The organism is Nonomuraea marmarensis, assembly GCF_043197025.1.
GTDB lineage: Bacteria > Actinomycetota > Actinomycetes > Streptosporangiales > Streptosporangiaceae > Nonomuraea > Nonomuraea marmarensis.
This window is the reverse complement of record NZ_JBICRM010000017.1, coordinates 147954-174735: the sequence shown is the minus strand read 5'-3', so window position 1 is coordinate 174735 and position 26782 is coordinate 147954. Positions and strand designations below refer to the sequence as shown.

Genomic DNA, 26782 nt, shown 5'->3' with positions numbered 1-26782 from the left:
GTCACGTGCGTCACGCGCTACTTGCAGATTATGAGGTTGGATACGATATCGGCGGCAAATCCGGAATGGAAGCTGGTGCGCTCTTACCGCCAGGTCTGACGTGCGGATATGTCGCGATTAAAGTGGATCACTTACCGCGTCCGCCAAGGCTAGCAACGCGCTGGTGAACGCCTCGACCGGGGGCTTGACCAGGCCCGCACCGACCTGTCCCGTGCCTGCCACCCGGCCCGCTATGCCGGTGTTGACGACGGGCAGCACGCCGGTCCTGGCCACCAGCGTGACGTCGATGCCGACCGGCGTGCCGCGGAAGCCCAGGCCGGGGATCTGGTAGGCGGGGTGCTCGGCGAGCGTGATCTCGTACATGGCGCGGGTGGCCCGTACGGCGTCGGCCACCTCGCCGCCGACGAACCGCACGATGGCCGGGGAGGCCGCCATCGCGAAGCCGCCCAGCCCCGAGGTCTCGGTGATCGTGGAGTCGCCGATGTCCGGGTTGGCGTCTTCGGGGCCGTACGTGCCGAGATAGAGCCCGTCGGGCACCCCGGCCGGGCCGGTGAACCAGCGGCCGCCCAGGCCCGACACCTGCACGCCGAAGTCGGTGCCGTTCCTGGCCATGGCGACGACCAGGGACGAGCCCCGGATGTCGCGGGCCGCGTCGGTGCTGACCTTGGCCGCGGCCATGCCGGCGTTCAGGAAGAAGTGGTCGTTGCCGTTGATGAAGCGCAGCACCTGCGCGGCGTCGGCGGGGGCGGCCTCGACGACGGCCGGGGCCAGCTCGCGCAGCAGCAGCGAGGTGGCGGCGCGGTTGCGGTTGTGCAGCTCGTCGCCCATCTGCAGTGCCTGCGCCATCAGCGAACGCAGGTCGATCGGCCCCGTCCGCTCCAGCGTCGCCGCCAGCGCGGGGCCGAGCGTCTCGTCCATCCAGCGCAGGCGTTCGAGCACCTCGGGGCCGTACGCGCCGTATCTGAGGACCTTGCCCAGGCCCTCGTTCAGCGAGCAGTAGGCGGTGCCGCCGTGCTCGTCGTCGCGTACCTCGAACAACCACATGGACGGGCTCACCACGCCCGCCATCGGGCCCACGGTCGCGTGCTCGTGGCACGGGCGCAGCGCGAGCGCGCCCGCCGCGAGCTCGCGCTCGGCGTCGCGCTCGTCGCCCGCCAGGCCCTCCAGCAACATCGCGCCGATCAGCGCGCCGCGCATCGGGCCGGACGCGCGCTCCCACTCGATGGGCGGGCCCGCGTGCAGGAACGTCCCCTCGTCGAGCACCTCGGACGCCCGCAACACCCGGGTGAGGTACGGGCGCGCGGAGGTCAGCCGGCGCACCGCCAGCTCGTTGGCGGCCTGCCTGCGCGGGTCGGCCAGCACCTTGACCAGGGCCTCCGCCGTACCCGGCAGTGGCGGGCGCCACGACACCGGGGTCGTCGGCACCGCCTGCGCCGCGAGCGACTCTTCGAGCAGGCCCACGCCGACGGTGATGACGCGGGGCGGGGCGGAGAGCAGGGTCACAGCAGGCTCCTGGCGTGCCGGGCGGCCTGCGCGTTCGACGTGAACACGGCCGCGCCCGCCTCGCGGAAGGCGGCGGCCTGGCGGTGCAGGTCCTGGGGGTCGCCTTCGGTGCCGACGAGGGCGATCACGACGGTGGCGGGGGTGCGGGCGACGGCGTGCGCGAGCGAGGCGGCGGGGTCGGGGTCGGCGCCGTGGCCGAGTACGACGTCCATGAGCACCACGTCCGTCTCCTCGGCGCGGGAGAGCGCCTCCACGCGCAGGGTCGGGTCGATCATCGGGTGCGCTCGCCCTCTGGTGTAGGCGTCGTCGCCGTAGTCGACGAAGTCGCCCTGTCCGGCGATCATGGCGGCCTCGCTGTTGAGCGTCCCGCCGGAGTAGATGCCTTTTATCGTCTTATTTCGGGCTCTCTTCCCCGACCAGGCCGGCCATGACGGCCACTCGGGCACGGGCCTTCCCAGCGCGCGCAGCGCCTGCTCCGTCGCCTCCGTGAGGTCCGGCGCGCCCTCCTGGAGCAGCGCCCGCACCACGGGCGTGCGCAGCCGTACTTCCTGTACGGCCCGCGCCACCTCGGGCGACGGCGGCTTGGAGATGAGCACGATCAGCTCCGTGGCCGGGTCCTCGTCGAGCATGCGCAGGGCGCGCAGCGTCGACAGACCGCCCACCTCGGCCGACAGGTCCCTGCCGCCCACGCCGAGCACGTGACTGACACCGGTGCCCGCCCAGTCGAGCAGGCACGTCACCTGCTGCGCGCCGGTGCCGGAGGCCGCCACGACGCCGACGGGGCCGGGGGAGAGGACGTTCGCGAAGCCCAGGCCGACTCCGCCGATCACGGCGGTGCCGCAGTCCGGGCCCATGACCAGCACGTCCTTGGTCTCCGCCAGCTCCTTCAGCCGTCGCTCCTGCGCCACGGTGACGCCGTCGCTGAAGATCATGACCGGCAGCCCGGCCTGGATGGCGTCGTGGGCCTCGCAGAAGGCGTACTCGCCGGGCACCGAGACCAGGACGAGGTCGGCCGGGGTCCTGGCGGCCGAGTAGGTGGTCAGCGGCGGCTGGTCGGCTGGGCTCTCCGGCTGCTGGTACGCGGTGAGCTGCCGGTCCGCCTCTTCGACGGCTGTCTTGACGTCGTCGGCCCGGAGGGCTATCAGCAGGTCGCCCGGGGCGGCTTCGGGGACGATGAAGCCCAGGTCCCTGATGACGGCGAGGTTGAGGTCCGTGGCCATGGCGACCATGGCCGCCTCCACGCCCGACATTTCGGTCAGCGCCCGACTTATCCGCATGAGGGTGACCGAGTCGTGGTACGTCCCTCGCCGTACCAGCACCACGTCGCCGTCATCTGGCGCGCTCACTGGAACCTGCTCAAAGAGATGACGGCGTTCAGGCCGATGGCGATGCCCTGGGCGAGGTCCGCGCCCGAGGTGTGGCCGAGGCGGTGCAGGCGGCGCAGCGCCGGTTCGAGCGCCTGCCTGCCGGTGATGCCGCGCAGCACGGCGATCACCTCGGGGCTGGCCTCGCCCCTGGCCGCGCAGTGCAGGAGCGTGGCGGAGATGGGCGTCGTACGCGTGCGCGCGTCGAACGTCACGGTCGCCGCCAGCCAGTCGGCCAGCCAGATCGCCCGGTCCGCCCCCGCCGCCGCGCCCAGGTGCCGCAGCGTCACCAGGAGCCCCGCGAGGACGTCGTCGCCGCTCGGCGTGAGCCCGGGACCCAGGCCCACGAGTTGCTCGGCGGCCGTCACCGCGCCCAGCAGCCAGCCCTTGGCGCAGCTGTCGGCGAGCAGCTCGATGGCGCCGTTGCCGGCCAGGCCCGGCTGCGGGGGGTCGCCCAGGCGTGCGGCGGCGTGCGCGAGGCATGCCCGGTCGATCTGGCCCAGCGGAGGGGAGGGGTCCCACCAGCGGCGTACGCTCAGGCTCAGCGGGCCCAGGTCGATCGTGCGGTCGCCCACCGAGGCGTCGTCACCCACCGTGACGTGCGGCAGCCGGGTGGCCAGCAGCACGGAGTTGGGCAGCCTGGTGGCCTCGCCCGTGATGACGGCGATCACCGAAGGCTCCAGCTCGGTCCTGACCTCGAGATACACCCCCGCGGGGAACACCGCGAGCACGCGGGCGGGGCGTCGGGGCGACTCCAGGACGGGGCGTACCGCCGCGCTGGCCGCGCCCGTGACATGGACGCGGGCACGCCTCGCATGAGTACTGACGGTCACCGGACCTCCCAACCGACCTTGGACCTGACCGTAGAACGGCCCGTGAACCCTCCGTACGGGTAAATTTGCCAACAGTCAGCGGGAAGGTTGGCTCTTCCTGACAGACGGTTTCTGGGGTCACAATCGTCTCCATGGAGCCCCCTGTCCGTCTCGCCAGTACCGGCACGATCATTCACGGCGTCTCCGTAGGAGAGGTGCTCGGCGTGTCGACCCTCGCGGACGCCAGGCTGATCGCGGGGGAGAGCGGCCTCGGCCGCATCGTGCAACGGCTCAACGTCATGGAAGTGCCCGACATCCTCGCCTGGGTCAAGCCGCACGAGCTGCTGCTCACCACCGGCTACCCGCTGCGCAACACACCCCAGTCGCTCGGGCGGCTGGTGGCCGACCTGGACGAACGCGGGCTGGCCGCGCTGGCGATCAAGCTCGGGCGCTACGTGGACGAGCTGCCCGACGAGATGGTCGAGCAGGCCGACCGGCTCGGCTTCCCGCTCATCCTGCTGCCGAACGACGTCGGCTTCGACGACATCCTCAACCAGGTGCTGACCGACATCCTGAACCGCCAGGCCGCGCTGCTCGCCCGCGCCGAGGAGGCGCACCGGGCGCTGGTGCAGGTGGTGCTGGCCGGCGGCGGGCTCAACGAGGTCACCGCCGAGGTGGCGCAGTTGCTCGACGTGTCGGTGGCGGCCGTGGACGGCTCGGGCCGCGTGCTGGCCACCGCCGGGCCCGACGACCACGTGGCGGTCCTGCGCGAGTCGATCTCCCGCGAGGGCCCACCGTCGGTCTCAGGCGTCTCCCGGACGTCCGCCGCCGGGCGGGTGCGGGCGTTCGCCTCGGTGCCCGTACTGGCCGGAGGGCACCACCACGGCAGGATCGTCGCCTACAGCCCGTCCGGGGCGATCAGGGACAGCGACGTCGGCATCCTCGAACGCGCCGCCACCGTCGCCGCGCTCGTCGTCACCCGGCAGGAGGCGGTCAACGCCGTCGAGAGCAAATACCGGGCCGACTTCCTGCGCGACGTGCTCACCGGCCGGGCGGGCACCGCGGAGCGGATCACGACCCGGGCCAGGGCGTTCGGGTGGGACCTGTCGCGGCCCGTGACGGTGCTGGTGGCCGAGCTGGACCCGGACGGGGACGAGCGCAGCGCGCAGGACCGGCTGGTGGCGTGCTGGACGGCGGCGATGCGGCGGCACGATCCGCGGGGGGCGGTGGCGGGGTTCTCGCACGAGGTGGTGGCCGTGGTGGACGCCTCGATCGACGCCGCGCGGGTGGCCAAGGACGCGGCCTCGGGGTTCGCGGATGTGCCTCCTGCCACGTTCTCCACCGGTACGTCCCGGCCCAGCCCGGGGGCGGAGACGTTACCGGAGGCGTACTCGCAGGCTTTGAAGGCGGCCCGGGTGGGGCGGCAGCTGCACGGGCCCGGGGCGGTGGCCCACTTCGACCAGCTCGGGGTGTATCGGCTGCTCTCCCTGGTGAACGACACGGACGAACTGCACGCGTTCGTACGGGAGACGCTCGGGCCGCTGGCCTCCGACGACGACGCCGAGAACGCCGACCTCAGGCGCACCCTGCAGGTGTTGCTGGAGACCAACCTGAACGTGGCGGAGACGGCCAGGCGGCTGCACTTCCACTACAACACGCTGCGGTACCGGATCGGGAAGCTGGAGCGCCTGCTGGGCAACTTCACCGACGATCCGCACCTGCGGCTCAACCTGACGCTGGCGCTGCACGTACTGCGGATGCGGGGGATCTAGGCTTGGGGGTTGTGGATTTTGAACTTCGCTCCGAGTACATCCCGCTGTGTGACCTGCTGAAGTACTGCGGGATCACTGAGACGGGCGGCATGGCCAAGCAACTCATCGCCGAGGGCATGGTGCTGGTGGACGGAGAGGTGGAGCTCAGGAAGAGGGCCAAGATCCGGTCGGGGCAGGTGGTCAGCGGGGACGGCTTCTCGATACGGGTGGAGTAGCGGGGTTCGTTTACGAAAAGTCACCGCAAGATTACGTATTGTTTACTAACATCGGGCGCGCTGGCAAAAAGAAACGGCCCCCATGGCGGGGGCCGTAGAGCCCGTGAACCGGGCGCGGTGACTTCATGTTAGGACGTGATGGCGGTGCGCGACAAGTCGTCTCGTGGGTGTCAGCTACTTCACCGCGGCGATCCTCCACGATCCACCGGCCATGGCCCGGCAGGAAGAGTATCTGGCCGCAACGGCGAGTCTCGATGTCCAGGTCATCATGGGGAGATTCCCGACATCGTCCACGCAGCCGACGGGGTCGCTTTCTGCCGGCCGTCGTACTGGAACTGAGTTCACAGTCGAGCCGATCTCTTGTGCGCGAGGTTCTGTCTGGTCAGGAGCTCAGATTTGGCAGATCATGCCCGTGTAGGCGCGTGACATCGGGCCTAATGTGCCCGCAACGGAACGTGTCGCCGCTGCCCAGTACAAGAGGGGCTCTCATGGTTTTGGGATGGACCAAACACGGTGACGGCAAGCATCTGGCTCCCGATGAGGTGGTCAGGCCTGATGAGCGGCTGAGCTGGCCCCGGATGGTGGGGTTCGGGGCGCAGCATGTGATCGCGATGTTCGGGGCGACCTTCGTGTTCCCCCTCGTCATGGGGCTGGATCCGAACGTCGCCGTGATGATGTCCGGGGTCGCCACGATCCTGTTCCTGCTGATCGTCAAGGGGAAGGTGCCCAGTTATCTGGGGACCAGTGCGTCCTTCGTGGGTGGGGTGTTCGCCATCAGGGCGGCCGCCGGGGGTGACACGGCCGGGGCCGACGCGATCGTCACCGGGGCCATTCTGGTCGCCGGGTTCGTGCTCGCCTTGGCCGGGCTGGCCATTCATTTCCTCGGCGTGCAGATCATCCATCGCATCTTCCCGCCCGTGGTCACCGGGGCCGTGGTGATGCTGATCGGGTTCGGACTGGCGTACGTGGTGGCGGACGTCTACTGGCCGCAGGATCACTGGGTCGCGCTCATCACGATGCTGGTCACGTTCCTGGTGATCGTGTTGTTCAAGGGGTTCGTCGGGCGGATCGGCGTGCTGGTCGGGCTGGTCGCCGGGTTCGTGTTGTCGTGGGTGCTGGACAAGACGGCCGGGCCGATCACCGCCGTGTTGCCCGGTGCGAACCTGCAGAACGCGGCCGGGGGCGGTTGTCGGGTGGAGGGGACCTACTGCGTGGCCACCGCGTTTCCGCACGATCGGGTGAACTTCGACTCCGTGGCCTCGGCGCCCTGGTTCGGCCTGCCGAGTTTCCACGCCCCCGACTTCAAGACGTCCGCCGTGTTGCTGGTGCTGCCCGCGGTCATCGCGCTCATCGCGGAGAACATCGGGCATGTCAAGGCCGTGGGCGAGATGACGGGGAATGACGTGGATCCGTACGTGGGGCGGGCGGTGCTGGCCGACGGGGTCGGCACCATCGTCACCAGCGCGGTGGGTGGCTCGCCCACCACGACGTACGCCGAGAACATCGGGGTCATGGCGGCCACCAAGGTGTACTCCACCGCCGCCTACTACATCGCCGGGATCATCGCGATCCTCTTCGGGCTCTGCCCGAAGTTCGGGGCGCTGGTCGCCGCCACGCCGGGTGGCGTGCTCGGGGGTGTCACCGTGATCCTGTACGGCATGATCGGACTGCTGGGCGCCAAGATCTGGATCGAGAACCGGGTGAACTTCGCCGACCCGGTCAACATGGTTCCGATCGGCGCGGGCATCATTCTGGCCATCGGACCAGTGCGGCACTTCATCGGCGGTGACTTCACCCTCGAAGGCATCGCGCTCGGCACCATCGTGGTGCTGGGCGGATACCACCTGCTGCGGGCCATCGCCGGGCGCACCCCCGAGCCCGCCCCCGAGGCGGCCCCCGAGGCGGCCAGGAGCGACGCCGGGTGAAGCCGCCGCCGTTCGAGTACCACGCGCCCCGCGACCTCGGCGAGGCGCTGCGAACCCTCGCGGAGGTGGGAGCGCACGGGAAGGTGCTGGCCGGTGGGCAGAGCCTGATCCCGATGCTGAACATGCGGCTGGTGGCGCCCGCGCATCTCGTCGACATCAACCGGGTCCGGTCCCTGGGCGAGATGGAGGTGACCGAGGCGGGCGTCAGGGTAGGGGCGCTGGTCAGGCACTCGAAGGCGGAGCGGGCCGGGGTTCATCCGCTGCTCACTCGGGCGCTGCGGCTGGTCGCCCATCCGGTGATCCGCAATCGGGGCACGGTGGTGGGGAGCCTCGTGCACGCCGATCCGGCCGCCGAGCTGCCTGCCGTGCTGGCCGTGCTCGACGGTTCCGTACGGGTCGCTCGCTTGGACGGGGAGCGGGACGTGGGAGCGAGGGAGTTCTTCGTGGGGCCCATGGAGTCGGCGGTTCAGCCGGGGGAGATGGCCGTGTCGGCATATTTCCCGGCATTGGGGGCGCGGACCGGGGCCGCGTTCGAGGAGGTGGCCCGGCGGCACGGCGACTACGCGCTGGCCGGGGTCTGCGCCGTGGTCACGGTGGATGAGGATGGGCTTATATCGGCGGCCAAAGTGGCCTGCGTCGGTGTCGGCCCGGTGCCGGTGGTCGTGGACCTGAGCGAGGCCTGCGGCGGCCGGGCGCCCGACGATGTCGCCGGGGTGGCGCGGGGCGTACAGGACGAGATCGACCCCGAAAGCGACATCCACGCGTCGGCCGCCTACCGGCGGCACCTGGTGGGCGTGCTGGCCGAGCGGGCGCTGCGGAACGCGGCGCGGGAGGGGGCGGCGGCCCGTGGAGCATGAGATCACGCTCGTCGTGAACGGGACGGCCAGGCGGGTGACCGTGCCCGCGCGGCGGCTGCTGTCGGACTGCCTGCGCCACGATCTGGGCCTGACCGGCACCCACGTGGGCTGCGAGCACGGCGTCTGCGGGTGCTGCACGGTGCTGCTCGACGGGGAGCCGGTGCGGTCGTGCCTGACGTTCGCGGTGACCGTGGACGGAAGCGAGATCACCACCGTCGAGGGGCTCGCTCCCGAGGGCGGGCTGTCGCCGGTGCAGCGGGCGTTCGCGGAGTGCCACGGGTTGCAGTGCGGATTCTGTACGCCGGGATTCCTGTGCACGGTGACCGCGATGCTGAAGGAGAATCCGGCGCCGACGGAGGAGGAGGTGCTCGAAGGCATCTCGGGCAACCTGTGCCGGTGCACCGGCTACCAGAACATCGTCAAGGCCGTCCACCGGGCCGCCGAGCTGCTGGCGGAGGAAGCATGACGACGAGGTTGTTCGGGGAGCCCGTACAGCGGCGGGAGGACCCGAGGCTGCTCACCGGCCAGGGGCGTTACCTCGACGACCTGGGACAGGAGGCGCTCGCGGCTGCTTTCGTGCGGTCGCCGCACGCCCACGCCAGGATCCGGGACATCGACGTCACCGGGGCGCTCGACGTCGAAGGGCTGATCGCCATCTACACCTGGGAGGACCTCCCGGAGCGGGTGGGGCGGGCGCTGCCGCTGCTGATCCCGCACCCTGCGCTCACGCACGGGCGCACGGCCTATCCGCTGGCCAGGGAGATCGTCAGGCACGTCGGCGAGCCGGTGGTGATGGTGGTGGCCGCCGACAGGTACGCGGCCGAGGACGCCTGCGGGCTCATCGAGGTCGACTACGAGCCGCTCAAGCCGGTCGTCGGCCTGGAGGAGGCCGTCCAGGGGGCCCAGCTCGTGCACGAGGACGTGCCGGGGAACGTCGGGGCGCACCTCGTACAGGAAGTGCGGACGGCCGACGGGCGCGGCGCCAGGGAAGCGATCGAGACCTCGCCGCACACGCTCGCCTTCCGGCTCGACATCGAGCGCAGCGCCAGCACGCCGCTGGAGGGGCGCGGCGTGTACGCCCGATGGGACGGCAGGGACCTGCGCGTCTACTCCAGCACCCAGACCTCCACCAGCGTGCGCATGGCCGTTGCCGCGGCGCTCGAACTGCCGCTGACGCAGGTCGAGGTGATCGCGCCCGACGTGGGCGGCGGGTTCGGCGTGAAGATCGTGCACCCGTGGCCCGAGGAGGTGCTGGTGCCGTGGGCGGCCATGGTGCTGGGGCGCGAGATCAAGTGGACCGAGGACCGCCGGGAGCACTTCGTGTCGTCGTCGCACGAGCGGGGGCAGGTGCAGTATGTCCGGGTGGGGTTCGACGACGACGGCCGGGTCCTGGGGCTGGATGTCACGATATTGCATGACCACGGGGCTTATACGCCCTACGGCATCATCGTCCCCATCGTCACCTCCACCCAGCTCCTCGGCCCGTACAAGATCGGGTCGTACCGGGTCGACTTCTCCGCCGTGTACACGAACACCGTGCAGGTCACGCCCTATCGGGGGGCCGGGAGGCCGCAGGGGGTGTTCTGCATGGAGCGGACCATGGACAAGATCGCGCGCTACCTGGGCAAGGACCGGACCCAGGTGCGTGAGGTCAACTTCATCGGGCCGGACGAGTTCCCGTACGACCAGCAGATGACGTTTCAGGACGGGCGGCCGCTGATCTACGACAGCGGGAACTACCCGGAGCTGCTCCGCATGATCAAGGAGCTGATCGGCTGGGATTCCTTCGAAAGGCGGCCGGGCAGAGGCATCGGCATCGGCTGCTACGTCGAGGGCACCGGGGTCGGGCCCTACGAGGGCGGGCACGTGCAGATCACCTCCGATGGGCGGGTGCACGTCTCCACCGGGCTCACCTCGCAGGGGCAGGGGCACCAGACGGTGTTCGCCCAGATCGCGGCCACCGAGCTGGGCGTGCCCATCGAGCGCGTCAGCGTGGTCACCGGCGACACCCGCAGATTCGGGTACGCGGTGGGCACGTTCGCCTCCAGGGCGGCCGTCATGAGCGGCAACGCCATCGCGCTGGCCTGCCGGAAAGTACGCGAGAAGGCGCTGCGCATCGCGGCCGACGCGCTGGAGGCCGACCCGGCGGACCTGGACATCGCCGACGGGATGGTGCACGTGGCCGGCACGCCGAGCGCCTCCATCCCGCTGTCCACGGTGGCGGTGCTGGCCAACCCCCTCCGGTACGCCTTCGACGAGGAGACGGCCAAGGCGACCCAGTTCTCCGGCGCCGCCGACCTCGACCGGCCGCCCGTCGCCGAGGGCCAGGAGCCGGGGCTGGAGGGGCGGGACTACTACTCGCCGATCAGGTCCACGTTCGCGTCGGGGATGCACGCGGCGATCGTCGAGACCGACCCGGACACCGCCGAGATCAAGGTGGTTCGTTATGCCGTCGTGCACGACTGCGGGCGGCTGATAAACCCCATGATCGTCGAGGGGCAGATCCACGGGGGAGTGGCGCAGGGCATCGGCGGGGCGCTCTACGAGCGGATGGTGTACGACTCGCACGGCCAGCTCGTGAACGCCTCCTTCATGGACTTCCTCATGCCGTACGCCACCGAGATCCCGCCGATCGAGACCGCCCACCTGGAGACGCCCTCGCCGCTCAACCCGCTCGGCATCAAGGGCGCGGGCGAGGCCGGCGTGATCCCCGTCTCGGCGGTCATCGCCTCGGCCATCGAGGACGCCGAGGGGATCGAGATCGACCGCATGCCCATCTCCCCGTCCGAGCTCTTCGACCTGCGCGCCGCCAGGGGATGATCGGTGCCGGTCTGACCTCCTTCCCCGTACGGGAACGCCCTCAAGACGTTGCCCGGCCCGGCTGCGTCGCCCGGCGCTGAACCGGGGTGATCTGGGCTGCGTACCTCCGCACATGACGACATTTCCACGTCTGGCCGCTTTCGCGCTGCTGGCCGGGCTGGTCGCCGGATGCTCCTCAGGGGGCTGGGGCGACTACGTCGCAGCAGGCGAGAACCAGCAGCCCGCGAAACCGCTGACTGTCGAGCAGCTCTCCGCCAAGGTCGGCTGCAAGCCGAAGATGCAGGTCGAGGCCACCGAGCTGCGCACCGGGTACTGCAAGACCGAGGACGGCGAGTTCTTCGTCAACACGTTCGCCAACGAGAAGCTCAAGGACGAGTGGATGGACCGGGCACCCGAGTACAACCCGCACCTGGTCGGCCCTCGTTGGACCGTTCTGGGGCCGCTCAAGGTGCTGGAGGCGGTGAAGGAGCGGCTCAACGGCGACCTGCACCTGATGGACCACCGGGTCTCGCCGACTCCTAAGTAGTTGGTATGGCCTGAACCGCGGCCGGTGGGCCTGCGTACCTCCGCACATGACGACATTTCCACGTCTGGCCGCTCTCGCGCTGCTGGCCGGGCTGGTCGCCGCCTGCTCCTCAGGGAGCGGGGGCGACTATGTCGCAGCAGCCGGACAGGTCAACGCCGCCCCCCTCACCGTCGAACAGCTCTCCGCCAAGGTCGGCTGCGAGCCGCGCATGCAGGTCGACGCCGCCGACATCCGCACCGGGTACTGCAAGACCCCGGACGGCGAGTTCTTCGTCAGCACGTTCACCACACAGTCCGGCAAGGACGCCTGGATGGACGCCGCCCCCGAGTACAACCCACACCTGGTCGGCAAGCTGTGGACGGTCCTGTCCAGCAGGAAGGTGCTCGACCTGCTCAAGGAGCGGCTCGGCGGCGACCTCCACCTGACGGACCACCGTACGAAGAAGATGCAGACGGTCGGTTAGCGCACCAGCTCGTACTGGGCTCTGATCTCGCCCGGGGCCGCGACCCGGTCCAGGAACATCAGGCCGTCCATGCGGCAGTCGCACGGATTCTGCTCCCTGGTGTTCTGCGGGTAGCTGCCGCCGATCTTGATGCCTCTCGGGTCGGTCTCCGTGGTGACGTCGGGCTCGGGGTCGCCTTCGACGCCCCACGGGTCGCCGGAGACCGTGTACGAGCCGTCGAGCGGCCTGCCGTCCTTGTACAGGCGCATCGTGGCGGTGTCGAAGTCGTACGTCGCGGCGAGGAACACCCACTGGTTCCGCGGCAGGATCCGCTGCCAGGGCAGGGTGGCGGCGAAGGTCTGGGAGCTGCCGCCGTCCACCCGCCTGGCCAGCGCCACCACGCGCAGCTCGCCGTTCACCGTGATGAGCTCGAGCAGCGCCCTGACGTCGTGGCCCTGGGAGTCGCCGCTGAGCACCCCGGCCAGGCCGATCGCGTTGTAGAGGTCGGCCGGGTCGGCGGTGTTGGAGTTGGGTGCGGGGCCCTGGCCGAGCAGCTTGAACCAGCCCATGATGGTGACGCCCTGGACGCCGTTGAACGCCCGCAGGGTCGGCACGCCTTCCTGTCCGTACGTCCCGGCCTTCCAGTCGTCGTTGCCCGCCGTGCCGGGATCGACCTGGCGGGTCTGGAGCGCGTACGTGCTGCCCCGGTACGCCCGGTCGGCCACGCGCATCCCGGCGCCGCCGTTGACGAGCGTGATGTTCGTGCCCGACAGGCCCTGGTCCCGCTCCTGAGCCGGGTCGCCGGGCAGCGGGTGCTCGAAGTCGTACGCGGCGACCAGGCCGGCACGCAGGCTCGGCAGCACGTCCGGCAACGTCCAGTCGGCCTTCGTGACCTTCCAGATCCTGCCGTTGGCCTTGGACAGCAGGTAGAGCTCGCCCGCGCCGTCCCGGCCGAAGCGCAGGTCCACGCGGCTGCTCCCGGCGAGGTCCGGCATGGTGACCTGCTTGCCTGCCTTGTCCACGAGTTTCGGCTGGTAGATCGTGGCCCGGCGGCCGGTCCGCTCGTTCATGTGGGCGGCGACGGTGAAGAACACCTGGCCGTCCACGATGTCGCCGAACAGGTATTTGCCGTGCAGCAGCGGCAGCCTGGTCCCGCGGTAGACGAAGCCGCCGACGATGGCGTGGCCGCTGTCGGCGTTGCACGGGTGCCCCGGCGGCGGGTCGTGGTCGTAGGCGGCCACCGGGTAGGTGTAGCCCGCGTCGTCGTCCGGGAGCGTGTAGAGGTGGCAGCGGTCGGCCTTGTCGAACAGGAACGGGCCTTCGCGCTCGCTCCACCCCAGGTTGTCCCCGGCGCCGACGTCGTAGACGGCCTCGATGGCGTGCTCGCCGATGTGGCCCAGGAACAGCCGGTCGCCGTCCCAGCTGAAGCGGTGCGGGTCGCGCATGCCGTACGAGTAGATCTCGCCGAGCTTGCCCGGCTCCCCTGCGAACGGGTTGGCGGCGGGGACGCCGTACCTGCCGTTGGCGCTGTTCGTGCCGGAGGGGTCGATGCGCAGGATCTTGCCGTGCGGGATCGCCAGGTTCTGCGGGTCGTCGGTGGAGGCGCCGCGGCCGCCGTCGCCGGCGGCGATGTAGAGCAGGCCGTAGTCCTGGTCGCCGCGGCGGGCGCTCGGGCGGAAGTCGATCTGCTGGATGCCGTGGATCTGGCCGTTGAAGCCGAGCCTGAGGATCTCCTTGCGGGTGCCGGAGAAGACGTCGGCCCTGGGGTCGGTGGCCGTCCACTCGGTGATCACGCCGTGGAACCGGGTGTCCGGCTGCGGCGTCAGGTCAGGGGTCTTCGTGGTGAGCGCCGCGCCCCACTCGGTGTGTACGGTGTAGAGCTTGCCGTTCCTGGCGAAACCGGGGTGGAAGGCGGCGAAGCCGAACCCGCTGCCGAGGCCGCGCCCCGAGACGAAGTCGGGCGCGAAGGCGGCGCCGACGTCCAGATACTCCTTCGGCCGGCCCTGGTCGAGCAGGTAGAGCTTGCCGTTGAGGTCGTTGGCGAACAGGCGGCCGTCGGGCATCGCGCCCAGGTAGTTGATCCTGGCCCAGCGGACCAGGCGCGAATCGGTCGGCTCCGGGATCGTCTCGGTCTTCGGGAACGAGGCGAACTCCTCCAGCGTCAGGGTGAGTCCCGACGGTGTGGGCTTCTCGGGGATCGGGTCGTCGACGGGGGCCGGCTCCGCGCGGGCGACCGCCGGCGGCGCGTACAGGCCGGTCAGAACGAGGACGGCTGCGACGGTGAAGCTGCGAAAGGCTGACATCGGGGAACCCCTCTCGCCCGGCTCGAAAGCGCTTGCGAAAGCGCTTTCGCTCCAGCGGATCGTAACCCGGGGGAGAGCTCTGTCAAGAGCGCTGTCAGGAGGACGGCGGGGCCGTGGAGGCCCGGACCACCAGTTCGTGCGGGGTGCGGCGGCGGCGCGGGCGGGAGGCGGGCGGCTTGAGCGCGAGCTCGAGTGCCTGCTTGCCCATGCCGACCATGGGCAGCCTGATCGTGGTCAGCTCGGGATAGACGTCGCGCGCCACCGGCACGTCGTCGAACCCGGCCACCGAGATCTCCTCGGGCACCCTGCGCCCGTTGTTCAGCAGCCAGGACAGCGCCCCCACCGCCATCGGGTCGTTCAGCGCGACCACCGCCGTCAGCCCCGGATGCGCGCGCATCAGCCGGGCGGTCGCCGCCGCGCCGCCCTCCCTGGTGAAATCCCCGTGTACGACCGGGACCGAGCGCCAGTCCAGCCCCGCCGCGCCGAACGCCGTGCGCAGCCCGGCCAGCCGATCCTCCACCGTGGTCAGGTTGGCGGGCCCGCCGAGCACGCCCAGGCGGCGGTGGCCCAGGCCGAGCAGGTGCCGCATGAGCGTGACGCCACCGCCGGCGTTGTCGGGCAGCACCGCGTCCACCGGCAGGTGGTGCCGGCCGATCACGGCCACCCGCCCGCCCGCCGCGGTGAACGAGCGCACCTCGGTGGCGATGTCGGCCTCCGTGCTCGCCTCGATGTAGCCGGAGCCCGCCAGCACGATGCGGTTGACCCGGTGGGCGCGCAACGCCCGGATCCTGGCCAGCTCGGCGCTCGGGTCGCGCGAGGTCTGGCTGATCAGCGCCAGGTAGCCGCGGCTCTCCGTCTCGCGCAGCACGCCCCTGGCGATCTCGCCGAAGTAGGGGTCGCCGACGTCGTGCACGATCAGCCCGACCATGGACGCCTGCCCGCCGGCCAGCGCCCGCGCGTGGCTGTTGGGCACGTAGCCGACCTGGGAGGCGATCGCCTGCACGTGGGCCGCGACCTCGGCGCTCACCCCCGTGCTGCCCGTGATGGCCCGGGAGGCCGTCGCCAGCGAGACCCCGGCGGCCTTGGCCACGTCGACCAGGCGCGGCGGCGACGATCGCTCTGCCATGCGAGGCGAACCCCCTTGTCCGGGGCTGGATCCCGTGTAATCGTAACCGAAAGCGCTTACGAAAGCGCTTTCGCTCCGCCTCTTCTGACGGGGGTCCCCTCGATGGCAAGAGTTCGCAAGAGCCTGGCGGTCATCTCGATCTGCGGTTTGGCGATGACCGCCTGCGCGAAGACCGACGAACCCGGCGCCGCGCAGTCGCCGGGACAGCAGCAGGGGCCGGTGCGGATCGGCATCTCGCTCCCGCTCACGGGCGACTTCTCGGAGCCCGGCAAGGGCATCCAGGAGGGCTACCAGGTCTGGGCCGACCGGGTGAACGCCAAGGGCGGCCTGCTCGGCAGGAAGGTCGAGCTGATCTTCCGCGACGACGCCTCCGACCCCAACCGGGTCAGCTCCGACTACGAGTCGCTGATCACGCAGGACAAGGTCAACCTGGTCTTCGGCCCGTTCTCTTCGCGGCTGGTGATCCCCGCGGCGAAGGTGGCCGAGTCGTACGGGATGTTGTTCGTGGAGCCGGCCGGGGCCGCCAAGGAGGTCTTCGAGCAGGGCTTCCGGCGGTTGTTCTACGCCGCCCCCGCGATCGCCGACGACCACTACAACTACCTGGCCGACTACCTCGTCAAGCTGCCCGCCGACCGGCGGCCGAAGACGGCGGCGTACGCGAGCCTGGACGACCCGTTCGCGCAGGGCACCGCGTACGGGCTGCGCGACAAGCTGGCCGCGGCCGGGATCAAGACCGTCGTGGACGAGGTGTACCCGCCGGAGACCACCGACTTCGCGCCCATCGCCGCCAAGATCGCCGCGGCCAAGCCGGACCTGGTCGTGGGCGGCACCCAGTTCGAGGACTCGGTCGGCCTGGTGCGCGCGCTGCAGGAGCTGAAGGTGCAACCCAAGCTGGCGGCGTTCTCGACGGGGCCGACGTTGTCGGAGTTCCCCGCCGCGGTGAAGGGGGCCGCCGAGCACATCGTCTCGCCGGTCGGCTGGTCGGCCACCTCGGCGTTCACCGGCAACGAGGAGCTGGTCAAACGGTACGAGGAGATGTTCGACGGCGAGGCCAACGAGGACGCGGCCAACGGCTACACCGTCGGCCAGGTCGTCGAGGCGGCCGTGACCGCGGCCAAGTGCGTCGACCCGGCCAAGGAGTGCCAGGACAAGCTGGCCGAGCACATCAGGCAGGGGACGTTCCAGACGGTCGTGGGGCCGCTGTCCTTCGACGACCAGGGGCGCCCCGAGCAGGCGCACATGATCCAGCAGTACGTCAACGGCAAGATCGAGATCGTGCTGCCCGAGCAGGCCAAGACGGCCGGCATCGTCTACCCGAAGCAGGAATGGTGAGCCTGCTCCTGCAGGGGGTGGCCCTGGGCGTGCTGACCGGCGGGCTCTACGCGCTGCTGGCCTCGGGGTTGTCGTTGTACTTCGGGGTGATGCGGGTGGTCATGGTGGCGCATCCGGCGTTCCTGTTCCTGGCCGCGTACCTGACGTACACGGTGCACACGACGCTCGGGGTGGACCCGTTCCTGGCGTTGCCGGTGACCGTGCCGCTGTTCTTCGTGCTGGGGGTGGCGGTGCAGCGGCTGCTCGTCGCGCGGCTGGCGCCGGAGAGCCTGGCGATGATGTCGGTGCTGTTGACGTTCGGGATCGCGCTGACGATCGAGGGCTTGCTGGGGACGTTCTACACGGGGTCCTACAAGTCGGTCAGCATGGAGTACGCGACCAGGTCCCTGACGATCGGCGGCGTGCATCTCCCGTACGACAAGATCATCGCCTTTGGGGTGGCCGCGGTCACGCTCGCGATCTTGTTCGCGGTGCTGGTCAAGAGCCGGTTCGGGCAGTCGTTGCGGGCCACGATCCAGCACCGGGAGGCGGCCAGGCTGGTCGGGATCCAGACCGAGCGCGTCGCCGGGTACGGCTTCGGCGTGGGCCTGGCCACGGCGGCCGTGGGCGGGGCGGTGCTGGCGCTGATCACGCCGTTCTTCCCCGCCTCGCACTGGGTGTGGATCGGCAAGCTGATGGCGATCATCGTGGTCGGCGGCCTGGGCAGCGTGGTCGGCGCGGCGCTGGCGGCGGTCCTGCTCGGCCTGGTCGAGGGCGTCGTGCTGGTCACCGTGGACGCCACCTGGGCGACGATGATGTTCTACGTCTTCCTCTTCCTGACCCTGCTCGCGCGTCCCCAGGGGTTGTTCGGAGGCCGGCTTGCGCATCGCTTCTAGAGGGCTCCCGCCGCTGGTCGCCTGCCTGGCGATCGCCTATCCATGGCTGGTCCCGAACTACTACCTGGTGTATGCGGCCACGCTCACCGTCATGTACGCCGCCATGGCCACCTCGTGGAACCTCCTGGGCGGTTTCACCGGCTACGTCTCCCTCGGCCACTCCGCCTTCTTCGGCCTCGGCGCGTACGGGACCGGGCTGCTGGTCGTGCGCCTGGGCGTGCCGTGGGTCGTGGCGCTGCTGGTGTCGGCGCTGCTGGTCACGGTGTTCGCCGTGGGCGTCGGCATCGCGGCGGTCAGGGTGCGCGGCGCGTCCTTCGTGATCGTGTCGATCGCGCTCGTGTCGATGATGAACCTCATCGTCCAGGGCTGGCGCTCGCTGACCGGCGGCTCCACCGGCCTCCAGGTGCCTTCCCCCTTCCCGGACCTGCACCGGGGGCAGACGCACATCGTGTTCTTCTACCTGTTCCTGGCGCTGCTCGGGCTCGCGCTGCTGTCCTGGTGGTACGTCTCCCGCTCCCGCTTCGGCGCGGGCCTGCGGGCCATCAGGGAGGACGAGGACAAGGCCGAGTCGCTGGGCGTGCCCACCAGCGCGTACAAGGTGACCGCCTTCGCCCTGTCCGCCCTGTTCGTGGCGCTGGCGGGCGGCCTCTACGCCCTCTGGTTCGGCAGTCTCGACCCGATCTTCGTCTTCTCCATCCTGATCAGCTCGTACATGGTGCTGATGAGCCTGCTCGGCGGGGTCAGGCACTTGTACGGCCCGCTGCTCGGCGCGCTCATCGTGGCCCCGGCGGGCGAGTACTTCCTGATCGTGCTAGGGGAGACGCAGATCCACCTGACCGCGACGGGTGTGTTGCTGGTGCTGGTCGTGTTGTTCATGCCGGACGGCATCATCGCCAGGCTCACCAGGAAACGCGCCGGGCCGTCCATCCCGGACGAGACGGCCGAGCAGCGGCTGCAGGGGGTCTCTCCATGAGCTCGTTGCGCACCGAGGGGTTGACCAGGTCGTTCGGCGGCGTGCTCGCCGTGGACGGCGCCACTGTCGAGCTGCGGGACGGGAAGATCAACGGCCTGATCGGGCCGAACGGGTCCGGCAAGACCACGTTCTTCAACCTCGTCACCGGCCTGATCAAGCCGGACTCCGGCCGGGTGCTCTACCGCGACCGCGACCTCACCCGCCTGTCGCCGCACCGGATCGCGCACGCGGGCCTCGGCCGTACCTTCCAGCTCTGCCGGGTCTTCCAGCGCCTGACCGTGCTGGAGAACCTGCTGGTGGCCGTCCGCCGGACGCGGCTGCGTGAGCTGCTGGCCGGGCTGCACGACAAGGGCGAGGTCGAGCGGGCCCGGCACTGGTTGCGCCGGATGGGCATCGAGCACCTGGAGGCCGCTGAGGCCCGCCACCTGTCCTACGGCCAGCAGAAACTGCTCGAACTGGCCGCCGTGCTCATGGCCGAGCCCGAGCTGGTGCTGCTCGACGAGCCCGCGGGGGGCGTCAACCCGGCGCTGATCGACCGGATCGTCGCTCTCGTCCGCGACCTCAACGCCGAGGGCCGCACGTTCCTCGTCGTCGAGCACAACATGGACATGGTGATGGGCATGTGCGACCACGTGATCGTCTTCGACCGGGGGGCGCCCATCGCGGAGGGGCCGCCGGCTGCGATCCGGGACGATCCGCGCGTTCTGGAGGCGTATCTCGGTGTCTGATCCCCTGCTGTCGCTGGAGGAGGTCGAGGCCGGTTATGGCAGGACCGCGCCGGTGCTGCGCGGCCTGACCATCACCGTGCGCGCCGGCGAGGTCGTCTGCCTCGTCGGCCCGAACGGCGCCGGCAAGTCCACCGCGCTCAAGGTCGCCAGCGGCCTGCTCGTGCCCAGGTCGGGACGCGTGCTGCTGGCCGGGCGGGACGTGACGGGCCTGACGCCGCAGCGGTTGCTCGGTCTGGGGCTCGCCCACGTGCTGCAGGGGCACAGCGTGTTCCGCGAGATGACGGTGGCCGAGAACGTGCGGCTCGGCGGGTTCACCGTCCGCGACCAGGCCAAGCTGAATGCGCGGATCGAGGCGGTCAAGGAGCTCTTCCCCGTCGTGGCCGAGCGGTGGGGGAGCCTGGCGGGGCTGTTGTCGGGCGGGCAGCAGAAGCAGGTCGAGTTCGCCCGGGCGCTCATGCTGGAGCCCGCCGTCGTGCTGCTCGACGAGCCGTCGATGGGGCTCGACCCGCGTAACACCCAGATCGTGTTCGACCGGATCGACCTGATGCGCAGGACCGGCGTCGCGGTGCTGCTGGTGGAGCAGAACGCGCGCAGGGCGCTGGAGATGGCCGACGTCGGCTGCGTGCTCGACCTCGGCCGGGTGCACCTCTCGGGGCCCGCGCGCGAACTGGCCGCGGACCCCCGGCTCGGCCGCCTGTACCTGGGCGGCGCCCCCGCTACGTAGCCGGGGCTGTGCTCGATGGCACGCCCGCTACGCGGACGCGGCCGCTTGCACGTCAGATGGGGCCACCCGGACCCGCTTCCTGAACACCCAGTACGTCCACCCCTGGTAGACCAGCACGAACGGCAGCGTGATCAGCCCGATCCAGCTCAACATCGTCAGCGTGTAGGCGCCGGAGGCGGCCTCGGCCAGCGTGAGCCCCGGCAGCGGCTGCTGCCGCAGCTCCATGAACACCGCCAGCGCCGCCAGCACGATGGCCCCCGCCGTGGCCGCGAACGCCCAGCCCTCCCTGCGCCGCCAGATCAGCGCCGTGGCCGCGGCCAGCGCCGCCATGGCGGCCAGCGCGGGGAACGTGCCCAGGTTGGACAGGGCGAACACGGCCACCGGGATGGCCACACCGCTCGCGGCCATGGCGGCGACGCGGGCGCGGCGGCGTACCGGGCCGGTGGTCTTGAGCGCCAGGAAGACGGCGCCGTGCAGCGCGCAGACCGCCAGCGTGAACGCGCCGCCGAGCAGGGCCGCGGGCGCGCTGTCGTAGACCAGGTCGGCGAAGACCGCGCCCCACAGGAACGCCGGGAGCCCGCTGCCCACCATGATGCCCAGGTCGCACCAGCGCGGGTCGGCGACCTTGCCGCGCCACTCCAGGCCGACGCCGCGCACGATCAATCCCACCAGGACGAGCGTGACGGGCAGGTAGAACGCGCTGAACACGCCCGCGTACCAGGCCGGAAAGGCGGCGAACATGGCGCCGACCGCGGTGATCAGCCACACCTCGTTGCCGTCCCACACCGGGCCGATGGTCTCCAGGCTCTGCCGCTGCTCCGCGGGGCTCCTGCTGACGACCGGGGCCAGCATGCCGACGCCGAAGTCGAAGCCCTCGAGGACGAAGTAGCCGGTCCAGAGAAAGGCGATGATGACGAACCACAGATCGATCATGGTCTGCTCCTCTCAGTACATCAGCGACGGTTCGAGCTGCTCGGTCGCGGGGACGGCCGGGTCCCGCTCCTCGACGCCCTTGCGGACGTGCCTGGACAGCAGCACGGCCTCGGCCACCGCGAGCCCGCCGTACAGGAGCGTGAAGATCGTCAGTGAGGTGGCCACCTCGGCCAGGCTCACGCCGGGCGACACGCTGGAGGCGGTCAGCAGCTCGCCCGCGACCGTCCACGGCTGGCGGCCGATCTCGCTCAGCAGCCAGCCCGCGATCACCGCGAGCAGTGGCAGCGGCAGAGCCAGCAGCAGCGCCCGCGACAGCAGCGTCGGGAACACCCGCCGGCGTCTGGTCAGCCAGAGGCCGAGGACCGACAGGCCCACCGTGGCCAGCCCGAACCCGATCATCAGCCGGAACGACCAGAACACCACCGTCTGGTCCGGCCGGTAGTCGCCGGGGCCGAACTGCTGCTCGAAGCGCCGTTGCAGGTCCTCGGTGCCCTGGACGGTGGCGTTGAGGTCGTTGGTGGCCAGGAAGCTGAGGACGCCCGGGATCTCGATGCCGGGGGCCAGCGTGAGCGGGGCGCCCGCGGTGTCGCGTTCCAGGCCCTCGGCGGAGGCCAGCTTCATGGGCTGCTGCTCGTACATCAGCTTGGCGGACATGTCGCCGGTGCCCGCGACGACGGCCCCCGCGATCGCCGTCATGACCAGCGCGGCGCGCGCGGCACTGCGCCACATCCCGGCGCGCGTCCTGAGCATCCAGTAGCCGCACACCGCCAGCACGAAGCCGCCCGCCACGATGAACGCGGCCCCGATCACGTGCGGAACCTGGGCGATCGCCGTCGAGTTGGTCAGCACCGCCCACAGATCGGTCATCCTGGCCTTGCCGTCCACGACCTCGTAGCCCACCGGGTGCTTCATCCAGGCGTTGGCCGCGAGGATGAAATAGGCCGACAGGTTGGACCCGATCGCGGCCGCCCAGATGCACGCCAGGTGCACCTTCTTCGGCAGCCGGTCCCAGCCGAAGATCCACAACCCCAGGAACGTGGACTCCATGAAGAAGGCCAGCAACGCCTCCATGGCCAGCGGAGCGCCGAAGACGTCGCCGACGAAGATGGAGTATTCGCTCCAGTTCATCCCGAACTGGAACTCCTGCACGATGCCGGTGACCACGCCCATGGCGAAGTTGATCAGGAACAGCTTCCCGAAGAACTTCGTGAGCTTCAGGTAGTGCTCTTTCCCGGTGCGGTGCCAGGCCGTCTGGAGGCCCGCCACGAAGATGCCCAGACCGATGGTCAAGGGCACGAACAGAAAGTGGTAGACGGTGGTCACCCCGAACTGCCACCGCGCAAGGTCAAGTGCGTCCATCTCTCCCCGTCGTCTCCCTCAGCTCTACAGCCTGTAGTACATCTACTTGCAGTAGTACTACAAGCTGTAGAGCAACGCGATGCGACCTTGGTCACATCCCCCTGGCTCTGGTTGCTGGTGCGTACTCGAGGATGCCGTTCGGGGCCGGTCCGGCGCGTCAGCCGCCGGGTTGATTCGCTCGTACGTCCCGGGGTGGACCTTCAACCAGGGCGAACCGGTGGGATGTTTCCGCCGGCAAACCCTTATCCACCTGGTCCCGGCTGCCTAGAGTGGCGACATGAGAGTGGCGGGCAGTGCCGTGATCGGCGTTCAGAGGGATCGGGTGTGGGCGGCGCTCCAGGACCCGGCGGTGCTGGTGCGCACCATTCCGGGGTGCGAGCGGCTGGAGGAGTCGGGGCCGGACACGTACCGGATGACCGTCAACGCGGGGGTCGCGTCCATCAAGGGCGTCTATCAGGGGGAGGTCGCGCTGGCCGACCCGCTGGCGCCCGAGAGCTTCACGCTCAAGGCCCGCGGTCAGGGCGCGCCCGGGACGGTGGACGCCACCGTCCTGGTACGGCTGAGCGAGATCGACGGCGGGACCCGGGTGGACTACGACGCCGACGCGGTGATCGGCGGGATGATCGGCGGCGTCGGGCAGCGCATGCTCGGCTCGGTGGCCAAGCGGACGGCGGGCGAGTTCTTCTCGGCCGTCGAGGAGCACCTGCGGGCGCCGGCCGTCGTTGAGCCTGTGCCCGCTGATGGTCACCCGCGCGCCGTGCGGGACGGCTCGGCAGAGGTGGCCGCGGCGGACATCGGCGAGGCGGGCCGGGTAGGTGGTGCCGTCTATGAGCGGCCCCCCAAGCGGCACGCCGAGGCACGTCCGTGGGTGATGCTGGCGTCGTTCGGCATGGGGGCGGGGATCGCGCTCGCCGGGGTCGCGGTGGGCTGGTTGCTCGGACGCGGCTCCCGCCGTCGCCGCTCCTGAGACGCCGTGGCGGCGGGGCAGCTCGGGGTGGCGGTCGGGGCTCTCGCGGAAAAGGATCTCCAGGCGTAGCGTGGCGGTATGCGGCAGGCACATGCTGAAGACGCCCGGACCGAAGCCAGGCGAGTCGTACGCAACCTGCTCGGCGAGGAGCGGCCGACCGCCGAGACGCTGATCGGTGACGTGCGTCCGGTGCTCGGCGACGAGCGCACCGACCGCGGTCTCGGGCTCGCCCTCGGCGCCTCGCTCACCAGGCGGTCGGCCGAGCTGGCCGCCATCGCGGCGCTGCTGGTCGGCACCCGTGAGCTGGGTGAGGAGTGGTGGACGCGGTCCAGGGGCGGCAAGTTGCCGCCTCCCGACGAGGTCGTGCGCACGGCCGTCGCCATCGAGCCGTGGACCGATCTCACCGCGCTCGAGATGCTGGCCGCCTGGATCGCCGACGACGCCGCCGACCAGCTGTGGGGGCAGCCCGTCGCCCAGGTCGACCTGAACTCCTGGCAGGCCGAGGACCGCTTCGAGCTGCCGCCGGGGGTGAAGCCGGGGCAGCGGCTCGTGGTGCACTTCGACGCCGGTGGGCGGCTCGACGCGGTGGTCACCCGGCGGCCGGACGAGGATCTCGGGTCCAATCTCGACTTCCACTCGTTGCGCTACTCACGGCCCGCCGAGGCGCAGTGGAGCTGGGGCGTGGCGGCCGGGCTGGGGCCGCATCGGCTGCCGGGTGAGGATCCCGATCCGTACGCGCGCCAGGTGCCTTCCACTGCCGCCGGGATCCTGCGGGCCTGGGCGCTCCGTCACGGTGCCACCCGGGAGCAACTCGGCGAGCGGTGGGAGACCGTCGGGGACGTCGTGGCCGCCATCGAGCGGGTGGACTGGATGTGGCGCAGCGGGGAGTGGTTCGGGTGGTGGCGTGGTGCGTCTGCCCTGGTGGACGACTCGGCCTACCTGCCTTATCGGCTGGAGGAGCTCGCCGCCGGTTGAAATCCGCCGGACAGGAATCAGCCTGGACGGCGGGCGGTTGACTGCAGGCGTGAAGGTCGAGATTTTTTCGGATGTCGTGTGCCCCTGGTGTTACATCGGGCACGTCAGGTTCGCGCGGGCGGCCGAGGGGTTCCGCGCCAAGGGCGGCACGATCGAGGTGACGATGCGGCCGTACCAGCTCGATCCCGACGCCCCCGACGAGGGAGAGCCGCTGATCCCCGCCCTGGAGCGGAAGTTCGGGCCGAACGCCCGCCAGATGACCGACCGGGTGATCGGCACGGCCGCCACCGAAGGTCTGGAGCTGGACTACGACCACGCCGTGAGCTCCAACACGTTCGAGGCGCACCGGCTGATCGAGGTCGCCGCCCGGCAGGGGCTCGGCAGGGAGATGGCCGAGCGGCTGTTCAGGGCGTACTTCAGCGAAGGGCGGAACGTGGGTGACACCGGCGTGCTGCACGAGCTCGCAGGAGAGGTCGGCGTCGAGGACTCGGGCGAAGGCGCCGAGGAGGTACGCGGGCAGCTCGGCAGGGCACGGGCGCTCGGGATCACCGGGGTGCCGCTGTTCCTGTTCGAGGAGAAGTTCGCGGTGTCCGGGGCCCAGCCGGTGGAGGCGTTCGCAGCGGCCATCGACGAGGTGGCGGCCCGGACCGGACAGACGCCGATCACGCAGCTCGCCGCCCCGGCCGACGGGTGCGATGACGACGGATACTGCGCCGTCTGAGCGGGTGCGAGAATCGTTGATGTGTCGACACGTCGCCTTGGTTACCTGCTCAAGCACGCCAACCTGCGCCTGACGGAGTTGACGGGTCCGGCGCTGGCGCCGTACGGGATCGATGGGCGCGAGTTCGCGGTGCTGTCGGTGCTGGGCACGCCCGAGCCGCTGTCGCAGCTGGAGGCCGCGCAGCGGCTGGGGATCGACCGGACGACGATGGTGGCCATGGTGGACGCGCTGGAGCGGAAGAAGCTGGTGGGACGCCGGCCGCATCCCGACGACCGGCGCAAGAACATGGTCGAGCTGACCCCGCACGGCCGGGAGACCCTGGACGGAGCCACGCGGGCCGTGGACGGGGCCGAGCGGGCGTTCCTGGCCGCGCTGCCGGGTGACGACGCGCGGCTGCTGCGGGATTTCCTAGAGCGGCTGGTGTGAGCCGGGCTGGGGCGTGCCCTCGCCGAGCTCGCCCGAGCGGTGGTGGCGGCGGCACAGGACCTGATAGCGCACCGGCGAGGCGTCCGTGTCGCCGATGACCACCTGCTCGCCCGTGCGCGCCAGCACCCCGCCCACCACCCTGGCGTTGAGCTGCCCCGGCCGCCCGCACCAGCACAACACCTCGACCTGCAGCCGGCACACCTCGTCGGCCAGCTCGAACAGCCGCTGCGCCGCGGGGAACATCACCGACCTGAAGTCGGAGGCCAGCCCGAACGCGTAGACGTCGATCCCGTACTCGTCCACCAGGTCGGCGAGCTGCTCGATCTGCTCGACTGTGTAGAAACAGGCCTCGTCGCAGATGAGGTAGTCGATCCGGTCGTGCGCGGTCACCAGCCGTACGAGATCGAGGGAGTCCTCCACCTCGATCGCCTCCAGCCCGAGCCCGATCCGGCTGGTGATCTTGGGCCCGCCCGAGCGGTCGTGCTTGGTGAACATCAAGCCGCGCCGGCCCTGACGCCCATGGTTGTAGTTCATCTGGAGCGCCAACGTGGACTTCCCGCAATCCATCGGGCCGAAGTAGAACTTCAGAACGGCATCCCGGGCGCCAGACGGCACAGCAGACAAGGCAGACGATTCGGTCACGGGCCCCCAGCTTAGCGGCTTGGCTTGTTCCATGACCTCGTGGGACATTTCTCCCCTGGAGTTTCAGGAGGAACTTGTGGTCACCGACAAACCGCCAAATCCGCCCTCGCTCGACGCGATGATGACACCGGACGACCTCACGGCCGCCCAGGCCGACGCCACCCGCTGGCGGTACGGTTTCCTCGTCGTCGTGGTCGGCATCGTCGCGGTCCTGGTCGCCTTCGGCGCGGCCGTGTTCGCCACCCAGGAGTTCGCCGCGCTGTTCGCCGGCGTGGCCGGGGTGATCGGCACCATCATCGGGGCCTACTTCGGCGTGCAGGCGGGCCAGTCGGGGAAGGCCAGGGTGGAGGCCGAGCTGGCCAGGTCGCAGGAGATGGTGGTGCGCCTGGCGGCCTACGTCGGCACAGAGAACGCGCCCCGTGTCATCGACGAAGTGCTCGGCCGGCGCCGAAGCTGAGGAGC

The 26782-nt window shown here is 70.5% G+C and carries 26 protein-coding genes; 18 read left to right on the top strand and 8 right to left on the bottom strand.

The features are described from left to right. Window positions 1-117: 117 nt before the first annotated feature. The 3 genes from ACFLIM_RS27070 to ACFLIM_RS27060 are packed head-to-tail and all read right to left on the bottom strand — an operon-like array spanning window position 118 to window position 3700. Window positions 118-1503: a YlbE family protein gene (locus ACFLIM_RS27070; RefSeq protein ID WP_393170085.1), complete on the bottom strand. Its 1386-nt coding sequence runs from the start codon at window positions 1501-1503 to the stop codon at window positions 118-120. Continuing rightward, complete coding sequence (locus ACFLIM_RS27065) at window positions 1500-2849, bottom strand: FdrA family protein (protein WP_393170083.1); 1350 nt, start codon at window positions 2847-2849, stop codon at window positions 1500-1502. Before ACFLIM_RS27065 ends, ACFLIM_RS27070 begins: the two co-directional genes overlap by 4 nt. Further along, window positions 2846-3700, bottom strand: coding sequence for a DUF2877 domain-containing protein (locus tag ACFLIM_RS27060; protein WP_393170081.1), 855 nt, complete (start codon window positions 3698-3700; stop codon window positions 2846-2848). The genes ACFLIM_RS27065 and ACFLIM_RS27060 overlap by 4 nt, the downstream gene beginning before the upstream one ends. A 131-nt stretch (window positions 3701-3831) precedes the next feature. On the opposite strand from ACFLIM_RS27060, the gene ACFLIM_RS27055 reads away from it, so the two are divergent. From ACFLIM_RS27055 to ACFLIM_RS27020, 8 genes are all read left to right on the top strand, one after another. Continuing rightward, window positions 3832-5451, top strand: coding sequence for a PucR family transcriptional regulator ligand-binding domain-containing protein (locus ACFLIM_RS27055; protein ID WP_393170079.1), 1620 nt, complete (start codon window positions 3832-3834; stop codon window positions 5449-5451). An 11-nt stretch (window positions 5452-5462) separates the two neighbouring features. Continuing rightward, window positions 5463-5666 (top strand): RNA-binding S4 domain-containing protein, encoded by a 204-nt coding sequence (locus ACFLIM_RS27050; protein WP_393170077.1) that lies wholly within the window; start codon window positions 5463-5465, stop codon window positions 5664-5666. 488 nt (window positions 5667-6154) lie between these two features. Then, on the top strand, window positions 6155-7591 hold the full coding sequence (locus tag ACFLIM_RS27045; protein WP_393170075.1) for a uracil-xanthine permease family protein: 1437 nt from the start codon (window positions 6155-6157) through the stop codon (window positions 7589-7591). Next, window positions 7588-8448: an FAD binding domain-containing protein gene (locus ACFLIM_RS27040; RefSeq protein ID WP_393170073.1), complete on the top strand. Its 861-nt coding sequence runs from the start codon at window positions 7588-7590 to the stop codon at window positions 8446-8448. The genes ACFLIM_RS27045 and ACFLIM_RS27040 overlap by 4 nt, the downstream gene beginning before the upstream one ends. Continuing rightward, on the top strand, window positions 8438-8914 hold the full coding sequence (locus ACFLIM_RS27035; protein ID WP_393170071.1) for a (2Fe-2S)-binding protein: 477 nt from the start codon (window positions 8438-8440) through the stop codon (window positions 8912-8914). The genes ACFLIM_RS27040 and ACFLIM_RS27035 overlap by 11 nt, the downstream gene beginning before the upstream one ends. Next, a complete protein-coding gene (gene cutA, locus ACFLIM_RS27030; protein WP_393170069.1) occupies window positions 8911-11268 on the top strand; it encodes an aerobic carbon-monoxide dehydrogenase large subunit in 2358 nt (785 codons plus the stop codon). The genes ACFLIM_RS27035 and cutA overlap by 4 nt, the downstream gene beginning before the upstream one ends. A 112-nt stretch (window positions 11269-11380) precedes the next feature. Beyond that, the gene (locus ACFLIM_RS27025; protein ID WP_393170067.1) at window positions 11381-11794 is read left to right on the top strand and encodes a hypothetical protein; all 414 of its coding nucleotides are present in this window, start codon (window positions 11381-11383) and stop codon (window positions 11792-11794) included. A gap of 46 nt (window positions 11795-11840) precedes the next feature. Beyond that, window positions 11841-12257 (top strand): hypothetical protein, encoded by a 417-nt coding sequence (locus tag ACFLIM_RS27020; RefSeq protein ID WP_393170066.1) that lies wholly within the window; start codon window positions 11841-11843, stop codon window positions 12255-12257. Here the strand turns inward: ACFLIM_RS27020 and ACFLIM_RS27015 are convergent. Both ACFLIM_RS27015 and ACFLIM_RS27010 read right to left on the bottom strand, forming a co-directional pair. Beyond that, entirely contained in the window at window positions 12254-14539 is a 2286-nt protein-coding gene (locus tag ACFLIM_RS27015) for a PQQ-dependent sugar dehydrogenase (RefSeq protein ID WP_393170065.1), read from the bottom strand. The genes ACFLIM_RS27020 and ACFLIM_RS27015 overlap by 4 nt on opposite strands. A gap of 94 nt (window positions 14540-14633) precedes the next feature. Further along, the gene (locus ACFLIM_RS27010; protein WP_393170063.1) at window positions 14634-15665 is read right to left on the bottom strand and encodes a LacI family DNA-binding transcriptional regulator; all 1032 of its coding nucleotides are present in this window, start codon (window positions 15663-15665) and stop codon (window positions 14634-14636) included. Window positions 15666-15767: 102 nt separating this feature from the next. On the opposite strand from ACFLIM_RS27010, the gene ACFLIM_RS27005 reads away from it, so the two are divergent. Genes ACFLIM_RS27005 through ACFLIM_RS26985 form a run of 5 tightly spaced genes read left to right on the top strand, consistent with a single transcriptional unit; the run spans window position 15768 to window position 20297 of the window. Next, complete coding sequence (locus ACFLIM_RS27005) at window positions 15768-16997, top strand: amino acid ABC transporter substrate-binding protein (protein WP_393170061.1); 1230 nt, start codon at window positions 15768-15770, stop codon at window positions 16995-16997. Continuing rightward, complete coding sequence (locus ACFLIM_RS27000) at window positions 16991-17872, top strand: branched-chain amino acid ABC transporter permease (protein WP_393170059.1); 882 nt, start codon at window positions 16991-16993, stop codon at window positions 17870-17872. Before ACFLIM_RS27005 ends, ACFLIM_RS27000 begins: the two co-directional genes overlap by 7 nt. Next, a complete protein-coding gene (locus ACFLIM_RS26995; protein WP_393170057.1) occupies window positions 17856-18845 on the top strand; it encodes a branched-chain amino acid ABC transporter permease in 990 nt (329 codons plus the stop codon). Before ACFLIM_RS27000 ends, ACFLIM_RS26995 begins: the two co-directional genes overlap by 17 nt. After that, window positions 18842-19573, top strand: coding sequence for an ABC transporter ATP-binding protein (locus tag ACFLIM_RS26990; RefSeq protein ID WP_393170055.1), 732 nt, complete (start codon window positions 18842-18844; stop codon window positions 19571-19573). The genes ACFLIM_RS26995 and ACFLIM_RS26990 overlap by 4 nt, the downstream gene beginning before the upstream one ends. Beyond that, window positions 19566-20297 carry an ABC transporter ATP-binding protein gene (locus ACFLIM_RS26985; protein WP_393170053.1) on the top strand — a complete coding sequence of 244 codons (732 nt, stop codon included), beginning with the start codon at window positions 19566-19568 and terminating at the stop codon, window positions 20295-20297. Before ACFLIM_RS26990 ends, ACFLIM_RS26985 begins: the two co-directional genes overlap by 8 nt. A gap of 27 nt (window positions 20298-20324) precedes the next feature. On the opposite strand, the gene cydB is transcribed toward ACFLIM_RS26985, so the two are convergent. Together cydB and ACFLIM_RS26975 are read right to left on the bottom strand one after the other, a co-directional pair. Next, a complete protein-coding gene (gene cydB / locus ACFLIM_RS26980) occupies window positions 20325-21230 on the bottom strand; it encodes a cytochrome d ubiquinol oxidase subunit II (RefSeq protein WP_393170051.1) in 906 nt (301 codons plus the stop codon). 12 nt (window positions 21231-21242) lie between these two features. Further along, entirely contained in the window at window positions 21243-22589 is a 1347-nt protein-coding gene (locus tag ACFLIM_RS26975) for a cytochrome ubiquinol oxidase subunit I (protein ID WP_393170049.1), read from the bottom strand. Between the two features lie 277 nt (window positions 22590-22866). On the opposite strand from ACFLIM_RS26975, the gene ACFLIM_RS26970 reads away from it, so the two are divergent. From ACFLIM_RS26970 to ACFLIM_RS26955, 4 genes are all read left to right on the top strand, one after another. Further along, window positions 22867-23556: an SRPBCC family protein gene (locus tag ACFLIM_RS26970; protein WP_393170048.1), complete on the top strand. Its 690-nt coding sequence runs from the start codon at window positions 22867-22869 to the stop codon at window positions 23554-23556. A gap of 78 nt (window positions 23557-23634) precedes the next feature. Beyond that, window positions 23635-24531, top strand: a complete 897-nt coding sequence (locus ACFLIM_RS26965; RefSeq protein WP_393170046.1) for a hypothetical protein — start codon at window positions 23635-23637, stop codon at window positions 24529-24531. Between the two features lie 49 nt (window positions 24532-24580). Beyond that, entirely contained in the window at window positions 24581-25252 is a 672-nt protein-coding gene (locus tag ACFLIM_RS26960) for a DsbA family oxidoreductase (protein WP_393170044.1), read from the top strand. A gap of 21 nt (window positions 25253-25273) precedes the next feature. Next, window positions 25274-25678 carry a MarR family winged helix-turn-helix transcriptional regulator gene (locus ACFLIM_RS26955; protein WP_393170042.1) on the top strand — a complete coding sequence of 135 codons (405 nt, stop codon included), beginning with the start codon at window positions 25274-25276 and terminating at the stop codon, window positions 25676-25678. Here ACFLIM_RS26955 and ACFLIM_RS26950 read toward each other — a convergent pair. Beyond that, window positions 25661-26353 (bottom strand): thymidine kinase, encoded by a 693-nt coding sequence (locus ACFLIM_RS26950; RefSeq protein ID WP_393170124.1) that lies wholly within the window; start codon window positions 26351-26353, stop codon window positions 25661-25663. The two genes, ACFLIM_RS26955 and ACFLIM_RS26950, sit on opposite strands and share 18 nt — an antisense overlap. A gap of 43 nt (window positions 26354-26396) precedes the next feature. Here ACFLIM_RS26950 and ACFLIM_RS26945 point away from each other — a divergent pair, with 43 nt between their 5' ends. After that, window positions 26397-26777 carry a hypothetical protein gene (locus ACFLIM_RS26945; protein WP_393170040.1) on the top strand — a complete coding sequence of 127 codons (381 nt, stop codon included), beginning with the start codon at window positions 26397-26399 and terminating at the stop codon, window positions 26775-26777. Window positions 26778-26782 lie beyond the last annotated feature (5 nt).

What these genes read in the sequence shown, in the direction of transcription:
- ACFLIM_RS27055 (WP_393170079.1), top strand. Translation starts at nt 3,832, where the DNA reads ATGGAGCCCCCTGTCCGTCTCGCCAGTACCGGCACGATCATTCACGGC.
- ACFLIM_RS27045 (WP_393170075.1), top strand. Translation starts at nt 6,155, where the DNA reads ATGGTTTTGGGATGGACCAAACACGGTGACGGCAAGCATCTGGCTCCC.
- cutA (WP_393170069.1), top strand. Translation starts at nt 8,911, where the DNA reads ATGACGACGAGGTTGTTCGGGGAGCCCGTACAGCGGCGGGAGGACCCG.
- ACFLIM_RS27025 (WP_393170067.1), top strand. Translation starts at nt 11,381, where the DNA reads ATGACGACATTTCCACGTCTGGCCGCTTTCGCGCTGCTGGCCGGGCTG.
- ACFLIM_RS27020 (WP_393170066.1), top strand. Translation starts at nt 11,841, where the DNA reads ATGACGACATTTCCACGTCTGGCCGCTCTCGCGCTGCTGGCCGGGCTG.
- ACFLIM_RS27015 (WP_393170065.1), bottom strand. Translation starts at nt 14,539, where the DNA reads ATGTCAGCCTTTCGCAGCTTCACCGTCGCAGCCGTCCTCGTTCTGACC.
- ACFLIM_RS27010 (WP_393170063.1), bottom strand. Translation starts at nt 15,665, where the DNA reads ATGGCAGAGCGATCGTCGCCGCCGCGCCTGGTCGACGTGGCCAAGGCC.
- ACFLIM_RS27005 (WP_393170061.1), top strand. Translation starts at nt 15,768, where the DNA reads ATGGCAAGAGTTCGCAAGAGCCTGGCGGTCATCTCGATCTGCGGTTTG.
- ACFLIM_RS27000 (WP_393170059.1), top strand. Translation starts at nt 16,991, where the DNA reads ATGGTGAGCCTGCTCCTGCAGGGGGTGGCCCTGGGCGTGCTGACCGGC.
- ACFLIM_RS26990 (WP_393170055.1), top strand. Translation starts at nt 18,842, where the DNA reads ATGAGCTCGTTGCGCACCGAGGGGTTGACCAGGTCGTTCGGCGGCGTG.
- cydB (WP_393170051.1), bottom strand. Translation starts at nt 21,230, where the DNA reads ATGATCGATCTGTGGTTCGTCATCATCGCCTTTCTCTGGACCGGCTAC.
- ACFLIM_RS26975 (WP_393170049.1), bottom strand. Translation starts at nt 22,589, where the DNA reads ATGGACGCACTTGACCTTGCGCGGTGGCAGTTCGGGGTGACCACCGTC.
- ACFLIM_RS26970 (WP_393170048.1), top strand. Translation starts at nt 22,867, where the DNA reads ATGAGAGTGGCGGGCAGTGCCGTGATCGGCGTTCAGAGGGATCGGGTG.
- ACFLIM_RS26965 (WP_393170046.1), top strand. Translation starts at nt 23,635, where the DNA reads ATGCGGCAGGCACATGCTGAAGACGCCCGGACCGAAGCCAGGCGAGTC.
- ACFLIM_RS26950 (WP_393170124.1), bottom strand. Translation starts at nt 26,353, where the DNA reads ATGGAACAAGCCAAGCCGCTAAGCTGGGGGCCCGTGACCGAATCGTCT.